Below are 7,683 nucleotides of genomic sequence, written 5' to 3'. Positions count from 1 at the left end.
TCAGGGGGTGGGGCGGCGGGGGTCCCGGCGCTGGTTTCTCGTCATCGAGACCATGAGGTGGCCGTAGCCCGTGTCTTCGTCGTCCTCGTCAAGCAGGCTTGCCACCTGTTCGATGTTGACGTCGCTGACCACGTTCGTCTGATGGCCGCGCGAGTCCCTGGACAGCTCCGCCACCCGGGCGGCCTCCTGCTCGGCGAACGCCCGGTCCGCGGCGGCCTGCCGCTCGGCCTCCTGCTGCGCGGCGGCGAACTGCGCGGCGGCCTGCTGCGCCCCGGCCAGCAAGTGCGGCTTGATCCACATGAAGTAGCCGATCCACACCGAGCCCGTCGAGGCGGACCAGTCGCTTCCGCTGAGGTAGTGCACGGTCTGGACCAGCGCGTGGGCGATGGTCGGGTACTGCGTATCCGGGAAGCCGTCGGCCCAGTTCTGCCCGCCCACCCGGCGCAGCGCGTCGGCGACCACGCCCAGGGGCTGGTCGGTGAGCGCGACCCACAGGAGCGACTGAGCCATCCGTTCGCAGAACGCCCACATGTCAGGGGCCTGAGTGCTGGCCAGCTCCGGGACAAGGCTGGTGATGTCGTAGTGCAGCTGCCGGACGAACACTTCCCGGTTCCTGGACAGCTGGGCCGCTGACTGCCGGATGGCCGGCCAGGATCCAACGTCGAATGCCTGCTGCGCCTGCGGGCGCTCTGCTGCCTCAGCCATGTCAGATCCCCTCCTTATGTCTAAGCGTCAGCGGCATGTCCAGGCGTTAACGCCACGCGCCGCGGAGTCTTGCGTCAGGCGCGACCACCTCTTTCCGCGCCAACCCCGGTAAGCGCCCGCACTTGCATGCGGGCGAACCTGGCCGAGTCGGCGGGCCGCCGGTCGGTGATGGTGCCGAGCCAGCCGAGGAAGAACGCCACCGGGATGGCCACGATCCCTGGGTTGTTCAGCGGGAAGAACGCGAAGTTCACGTGCCGGTCCGTGATCAGCGACGAGCTGGCGCCGGAGACCACGGGAGAGAAGATGATCAGGCCGACCGAGGTGATCAGCCCGCCGTAGATGCTCCACAGCGCGCCTCGCTCGGTGAACCGCGGCCAGAAGAGCGAGTACAGGATCGACGGCAGGTTCGCCGACGCCGCGATCGCGAACGCCAGCCCCACCAGGAACGCGACCTCTATGCCCTTCGCGTAGGCCCCGCCGATCACCGCGACGGTCCCGATCACCACCGCGGTGATCCGCGCCACCCGGATCTCATCGCCAGGCTCGGCTTCCCCGTGGCGGACGAGGCCGGCGTACACGTCGTGCGCGAAGCTGGCGCTCGCGGTGATCGTCAGGCCGGCCACGACCGCCAGGATGGTGGCGAACGCCACGGCCGCCACGATGCCGAAGAGCAGCGTCCCGCCCAGCTTGTCGGCCAGCAGGGGAACGGCGGAGTCGCCGCCGCCTGGCGCGGCCAGGATGCGCTTGCCCCCTACCAGCCACATCGCGCCGAAGCCGAGCAGCAGCGTGCACAGGTAGAACAGTCCCACCAGCCAGATGGTCCACACGACGCTCCGGCGTGCCTCTCGCGCGTTCGGCACCGTGTACAACCGCATCAGCACGTGCGGCAAGCCGGCCGTGCCGAGCACGAGCGCCAGCGCCAGCGAGACGAAGTCGAGTTTGGTGGTCGTGCTCACCCCGTATTCGAGGCCGGGGCCGAGCACGCGGGTGCCTGCCGGGCTGGACGCCGCGGCGTGCTGCAGCAAACTGGGCAGGCTGAACCCTGCCCTGGACAGCACCCACACGGTGGTCACCGCCGCGCTGGCCGCGAGGATCGTGGCCTTGACGATCTGCACCCAGGTCGTGCCCTTCATCCCGCCGACGAGCACGTAGAAGATCATGAGGATGCCGACGACGGCGACGACGAGGTCCTGGCCAACAGTGCTCTTCACGCCAAGCAGGAGGCTCACCAGGGCGCCGGCGCCAGCCATCTGGGCGAGCAGGTAGAACAGGCTGACCGTGAGGGTGGAGACCGCGGCGGCGGCGCGCACCGGGGGCGCCTTCAGCCTGAGGTCGAGAACGTCCGCCATCGTGTACCGGCCGGTGTTCCTGAACGGCTCCGAGATGAGCATCAGGACGAGCAGCCAGCCGACCAGGAAGCCGATCGAGTAGAGGAAGCCGTCATACCCGTAGATGGCGATGATGCCCGCGATGCCGAGGAATGAAGCGGCCGACAGGTAGTCGCCGCCGATCGCGATGCCGTTCTGCCAGCCGGTGAAGGCCCGCCCGCCCGCGTAGTAGTCGTTGGTTGACCTGTTCCTTCCGGCCGCGCTCACGGCGATGACGAGGGTCACCACGACGAAGAAGGCGAAGATGCCGAAGTTGAGCGCGGGCGTGCCGACCGTGAAAGGCGTACCCGTGGCTGCCAGGCCAGTCACGGCTGTTGTCCTCCTTCGAGGCGGTGTCGCAGCCGGTCAGACAGCGGGTCGAGTCTGCGCCGCGCCCAGTGGCGGTAGCTCATGGCGATCGCGAATGTCGAAACGAACTGCAGGACGCCGAAGCAGAGCCCCACGTTCACGTCGCCGAACACGCTAATCCGCATGAAGCCGGGTGCGAACACGGCGATCATCACGAAGAGGAAGTACCAGATGATGAACAGGGTGCACACCGGCCTTACGAAGGACCCGTAGCGCCGCTGAATAGTCCAGAAATCCCGGCTAGCCCTGACGGCCTCGTAGCCAATGGCACTGGGCTGGGGCACCGCCGCCGTACCGTCGACGTGCCAAGGGGGTGCGTCGCTCCAGGGGGGAGATTGGTATGAGTCCGCCGTGCTGCCGGCATTCCCCCGACTAGGTTGGAATAGGGACATGCCGCGTTCCTTCCGCCGCATCTCACGCTATACCGGGGTCTTGGCGACATAGGGAACTTTTGCGGAAATTACGTGTTGTCCCAGGGGTCACGGCAATCCCATGGGCTCGCCAGGGCAGCCCGCCCGGTACGGGCGCTGGGCCCGGTGAGTTATGGTTAGTTGAGGTCAAGCAAGTAGTCGGCAGACATTGAGGAGCAGGGGGACCCGCCCATGACGGTTAGTTCCAAGGCGGCGGGTAAGCCCGCGGGGACTAGCTGGACGCCAGGACCGAACTACAAGTGGATCGCGCTGTCCAACACCACGCTCGGCGTGCTGATGGCGACGATCAACCAGTCGATCGTGCTGATCGCGCTGCCGGACATCTTCCGCGGCATCGGGCTGAACCCGCTGAGTCCGGGGAACACCAGCTACCTGCTGTGGATGTTCATGGGCTTCATGGTCGTGACCGCTGTGCTCGTGGTGTCGTTCGGGCGGCTCGGCGACATGTTCGGCCGGGTCCGCATGTACAACCTTGGCTTCCTGGTCTTCACCGTCGCCTCGATCTTCCTGACCCTGACCTGGATGCACGGCGTAGCCGCCGCGCTGTGGCTGATCTTCTGGCGCATCGTGCAAGGCATCGGCGGCGCGTTCCTGTTCGCTAACTCGACCGCCATCCTCACCGACGCGTTCCCTAGCAACCGGCGCGGCACGGCGCTCGGCCTGAACTCGATCGCGGCCATCGCAGGCTCGTTCATCGGCCTGATCCTCGGCGGCGTCCTCGGCCCGGTGAACTGGCACCTCATCTTCCTCGTCTCGGTGCCGGTCGGCGTGTTCGGCACCGTCTGGGCGTACTTCATGATGCACGACATCGGCATCCGCAAGCACGCGCGGATGGACTGGTGGGGCAACGTCCTGTTCGGCGGCGGCCTGATCGCGGTGCTGGTCGGGATTACCTACGGCCTGCTGCCGTACGGCGGGCACCCGATGGGCTGGACCAACCCGTGGGTGCTCACCGCGATGATCGGCGGCGTGGCGCTGCTGGTCATCTTCGTCATCGTGGAGACGAAGGTCGCGGAACCGCTGTTCCGCATGTCGCTGTTCAAGATCCGGCCGTTCGCGGCGGGCAACATCGCGAGCCTGGCCATGGCGCTCAGCCGCGGCGGCATGCAGTTCATGCTGATCATCTGGCTGCAGGGCATCTGGCTGCCGCTGCACGGCTACAGCTTCAGCCAGACGCCGCTGTGGGCCGGCATTTACCTGATCCCGCTGACGATCGGCTTCCTGTTGTCAGCGCCGCTGTCCGGCATCCTTTCCGACCGTTTCGGCGCCAAAGCGTTCACCGTGGGCGGCGCGGTGCTGACAGCGGCGACCTTCCTTGTCCTCGCGTTCCTGCCGGTGAACTTCGTCTACTGGCAGTTCGCGCTGCTCGTCGCCCTCAACGGCTTCGGCACCGGCCTGTTCGTGTCGCCGAACCGTGCCGAGATGATGAACTCCGTGCCGGCCAATCAGCGCGGCGCCGCGGGCGGCATGATCGCCACGTTCATGAACTCCGCGTCCGTGCTGTCGATCGGCATCTTCTTCTCGCTGATGATCATCGGGCTGTCGAGCAAGCTGCCGACGACGCTGTTCAGCGGCCTGACCGCGCAGGGCGTCCCGGCCAGCGCGGCCACGCCGATCTCGCACCTGCCGCCGATCGGGGTACTGTTCGCCGCGTTCCTCGGCTACAACCCGGTGCAGCAGCTGCTCGGCCCGCTGCTGCACCAGCTCAGCCCGGCGCACGCCGCGTACCTGATCGGCCGGCAGTTCTTCCCGCACCTGATCACCGGCCCGTTCCACGACGGACTCGGCGTCGCCTTCGGGTTCGCGATCGCGGCCTGCCTGATCGGCGCCATCGCCTCGGCGCTCACCGGTCCGCGGAAGAGGAGCCTGGGCGCGAAGGAGTCGGTGGGCTCCGAGCTGGCCGCGGTGGCCGCGGAGGGCACCGGCATCGAGCCGAGCGAACTGGTCGTCCCCGACATGGTCAGCGACACGGCAGAGCCAGCGGAGAAGCCAGGCCGTGCGAGCTAGCGGGGAACCGCCCGTCCACGGCTAAGGCGCGGGGTTGGCTCTCCTATTTCGGCTACGGGACGGTATCCTGCGGATGAGGAGCGGGTTAACAGATCTGGCGTCGCTCCGCTTAGTGGGGTTCCCGGGGATGATGGCCCTGGTAAGTATTCGGCGCGATACCCGAGGAGACCGTTGCGCGTGAGCGAAAGTCGCCCGGCCGCAGTACTGGTCCTCGCCGCGGGCGAGGGCAGGCGCATGAAGTCGCGCCTTCCCAAGGTCCTGCATTCGCTGTGCGGGCGCAGCATGGTCGGCCACGCCCTGGCAGTGGCCGGCGAGCTCGACCCGGAACGGCTCGTGGTCGTCGTCGGGCACGGCAGGGATCAGGTGAGTGCGGAGGTGACTGGGCAGTCACCGGGAGCGCTGGTCGTCGTCCAGGACCAGCAGCTCGGCACCGGGCACGCGGTGCGGATGGTCACCGAGACGCTCGGCGACTTCCGCGGCACCGTCGTCGTCACGTACGGGGACATGCCGCTGCTGCGCGGCCAGACGCTGCGCGAGCTCGTGGACGTTCACCACGCTGGCGGCAACGCTGTCACGGTGCTGACCGCCACCGGTGACCCGGCGGGCTACGGGCGGATTGTGCGGGACGCCGACGGGGCGTTCCTCCGCATCGTGGAGCAGCGCGACGCCACCCCGGCGGAGCTCGCCATCGACGAGTACAACTCGGGCTGCTACGCCTTCGACGGCGCGCTGCTCGCGGACGCGATCAAACGGGTGACGACCGACAACACCCAGCAGCAGGAGTACCTGACCGACGTGGTGGGGATCCTGCGCGGCGACGGGCACCCGATCGGGACGGTGCTGGCCGCCGACGTTGCGGAGATCCACGGCGTCAACGACCGCGTGCAGCTCGCGGCGGCACGGCGGGCGCTCAACGACCGGATCCTCGAGCACTGGATGCGGGCCGGCGTCACCATCGTTGACCCGGCCACGACATGGGTCGACGTCACCGTCACGATCGGACAGGACGCGGAGATCGGCCCGCAGGTCCAGCTGACAGGCGCCACCGCCATCGCGGACGGCGCGCGGATCGGCCCCGGCTGCCTTCTCGAGGACGCTGTTGTCGGCAAGGACGCCGTGCTGCTCTACGCGGTCTGCCGCCAAGCCGAGGTCGGGCCTGGCGTGACCGTGGGTCCCTACGCCTTCCTGCGGCCGGGCACCCGTATCAGCGAGAACGCGCACATCGGCTGCCACGTGGAGCTCAAGAACGCCGAGGTCGGACCGGGCGCCAAGGTCCCGCACCTGACATACGTGGGGGACGCGCACATCGGTGCCGACGCCAACATCGGCGCGGGCACGATCTTCGCCAACTACGACGGGGTCGGCAAGCACCATACTGACGTCGGCGAGCACGCCTTCGTCGGCAGTAACAGCGTGCTCGTGGCGCCGGTCGCTATTGGCGACGGCGCGTACACCGCGGCGGGCTCGGTGATCACCGGAGACGTGGCGTCCGGTGAGCTCGGCGTGGCACGGGGACGGCAGCACAACTCTCACGGATGGGTGGAGCGCAACCGGCAGGGAACGCGGTCCGCCGACGCAGCGAAACGAGCCCGTTCGGAATAATTGAAGGAGAAAAGTTCCAGGTGAGCGGCATGACGGCGTCCAACCAGAAGAAACTGATGTTCTTTGGCGGGCGGGCATACCCCGAGCTTGCCGCCGAGGTCGCCGACTGCATGGGAATCGAGCCGGGGCCAGCCAGGCTTTATGACTTCGCCAACGGCGAGATCATGGTCAGGTACCTCGAGTCGGTCCGCGGCTGCGACGCGTTCGTGCTGCAGAGCCACACCTCGCCGATCAACCAGTGGATCATGGAACAGCTGATCATGGTCGACGCGCTCAAGCGGGCATCGGCGAAGCGGATCACGGTGGTGACGCCGTTCTTCGGCTATGCGCGGCAGGACAAGAAGAACCGCGGCAGGGAACCGATTTCCGCGCGCCTTGTCGCTGACCTGTTCGCGACCGCGGGCGCCGACCGGCTGATGGCCGTGGACCTGCACACCTCCCAGATCCAGGGCTTCTTCGACGGGCCGGTGGACCACCTGTTCGCGCTGCCGATCCTTGCGGGCTACCTGGAAGGCAAGCTGAACGTCAGCAACGTGACCGTGGTCGCGCCGGACGCCGGCCGGGTGCGGGTCTGCGAGCGGTGGACCGACCGGCTTGGCTGCCCGCTGGCCATCATCCACAAGCGGCGCGACCCTGACGTCGCCAACCAGGTCAAGGTCTTCGAAGTGGTGGGCCAGGTGGCCGGCCGTACCTGCATCCTGGTGGACGACATGATTGACACCGGCGGGACGATCGCCAAGGCGGCGGACGCGCTGTTCGACCAGGGCGCGGAGCGAGTCATCGTGGCGGCCACGCACGGGGTCTTGTCCGGGCCCGCGATCGACATCCTGAAGAACTCCCGGATCAGCGAGGTGGTCATCACCAACACGCTGCCGGTGCAGCAGGAGAAAAGGTTCGACAAGCTGACCGTGCTGTCCATCGCGCCGCTGCTGGCGCGGGCCATCAATGAGGTGTTCAGCGACGGTTCGGTGACCAGCCTGTTCGACGGGCAGAGCTGAGACATGGTCGCGGCCCCTGGCCTGAGGTTTGTCTCTACCTCCTGCCAAGGGCCGCGGCCCCGTCCCGCCATTCCCCGGTTTGGCGGGACGGGGGTCAATGCGACGAGCCGGGACCGTCCACTCCACGGTCCCCGCCGCCAGAGGCCGGGCTGAGGTCGCGCCCCGTGCCCCCGCTGCTCTGTGGCCATACTCGCGGCATTGATT

General features: G+C 67.8%; 6 protein-coding genes. 3 read left to right on the top strand and 3 right to left on the bottom strand.

Annotation, left to right across the window (positions count from 1 at the left end; translation table 11 throughout):
- From WA805_RS16735 to WA805_RS16725, 3 genes are all read right to left on the bottom strand, one after another.
- Complete coding sequence (locus WA805_RS16735; protein WP_425242801.1) at positions 1-705, bottom strand: hypothetical protein; 705 nt, start codon at positions 703-705, stop codon at positions 1-3.
- 74 nt (positions 706-779) lie between these two features.
- A complete protein-coding gene (locus WA805_RS16730) occupies positions 780-2,402 on the bottom strand; it encodes a cation acetate symporter (protein ID WP_422287828.1) in 1,623 nt (540 codons plus the stop codon).
- Positions 2,399-2,833, bottom strand: a complete 435-nt coding sequence (locus WA805_RS16725) for a DUF485 domain-containing protein (protein WP_425242802.1) — start codon at positions 2,831-2,833, stop codon at positions 2,399-2,401. Before WA805_RS16725 ends, WA805_RS16730 begins: the two co-directional genes overlap by 4 nt.
- A gap of 210 nt (positions 2,834-3,043) precedes the next feature.
- Here WA805_RS16725 and WA805_RS16720 point away from each other — a divergent pair, with 210 nt between their 5' ends.
- The 3 genes from WA805_RS16720 to WA805_RS16710 all read left to right on the top strand — a co-directional run bounded on the left by WA805_RS16720 (position 3,044) and on the right by WA805_RS16710 (position 7,479).
- Positions 3,044-4,879 (top strand): MFS transporter, encoded by a 1,836-nt coding sequence (locus WA805_RS16720; RefSeq protein ID WP_422287824.1) that lies wholly within the window; start codon positions 3,044-3,046, stop codon positions 4,877-4,879.
- Between the two features lie 177 nt (positions 4,880-5,056).
- Entirely contained in the window at positions 5,057-6,481 is a 1,425-nt protein-coding gene (glmU, locus tag WA805_RS16715; protein ID WP_422271362.1) for a bifunctional UDP-N-acetylglucosamine diphosphorylase/glucosamine-1-phosphate N-acetyltransferase GlmU, read from the top strand.
- A gap of 20 nt (positions 6,482-6,501) precedes the next feature.
- Positions 6,502-7,479: a ribose-phosphate diphosphokinase gene (locus WA805_RS16710; RefSeq protein WP_422271364.1), complete on the top strand. Its 978-nt coding sequence runs from the start codon at positions 6,502-6,504 to the stop codon at positions 7,477-7,479.
- Positions 7,480-7,683: the final 204 nt, after the last annotated feature.

Source organism: Trebonia sp. (genome assembly GCF_049794275.1).
In the GTDB taxonomy this organism is placed as follows: domain Bacteria; phylum Actinomycetota; class Actinomycetes; order Streptosporangiales; family Streptosporangiaceae; genus Trebonia.
The sequence above is the reverse complement of the archived record's forward strand: the minus strand, read 5'-3'. Positions and strand labels throughout refer to the sequence as shown.

Excerpts from the sequence above, each read along its gene's own strand:
- WA805_RS16735 (WP_425242801.1), bottom strand. The coding sequence starts at position 705 with ATGGCTGAGGCAGCAGAGCGCCCGCAGGCGCAGCAGGCATTCGACGTT.
- WA805_RS16725 (WP_425242802.1), bottom strand. The coding sequence starts at position 2,833 with ATGTCCCTATTCCAACCTAGTCGGGGGAATGCCGGCAGCACGGCGGAC.
- WA805_RS16720 (WP_422287824.1), top strand. The coding sequence starts at position 3,044 with ATGACGGTTAGTTCCAAGGCGGCGGGTAAGCCCGCGGGGACTAGCTGG.